At 53.3% G+C, this 289-nt stretch carries 1 rRNA gene; it reads right to left on the reverse strand.

Going from position 1 to position 289, the window contains the following annotated elements:
- Positions 1-289, reverse strand: a 16S ribosomal RNA gene (locus ACTHS4_RS11860); the annotation flags it as partial.

Consider the following 289-nt stretch of genomic DNA (forward strand, 5'->3'; position numbering starts at 1 on the left):
GTATAAGAGACAGGACTACCCGGGTATCTAATCCTGTTTGCTCCCCACGCTTTCGTGCATGAGCGTCAGTTTTGACCCAGGGGGCTGCCTTCGCCATCGGTGTTCCTCCACATATCTACGCATTTCACTGCTACACGTGGAATTCTACCCCCCTCTGCCAAACTCTAGCCTTGCAGTCACCATCGCCATTCCCAGGTTGAGCCCGGGGATTTCACGACAGTCTTACAAAACCGCCTGCGCACGCTTTACGCCCAGTAATTCCGATTAACGCTTGCACCCTACGTATTAC

The organism is Neisseria sp. P0014.S009 (assembly GCF_051958155.1).
Lineage (GTDB): Bacteria > Pseudomonadota > Gammaproteobacteria > Burkholderiales > Neisseriaceae > Neisseria > Neisseria flavescens_C.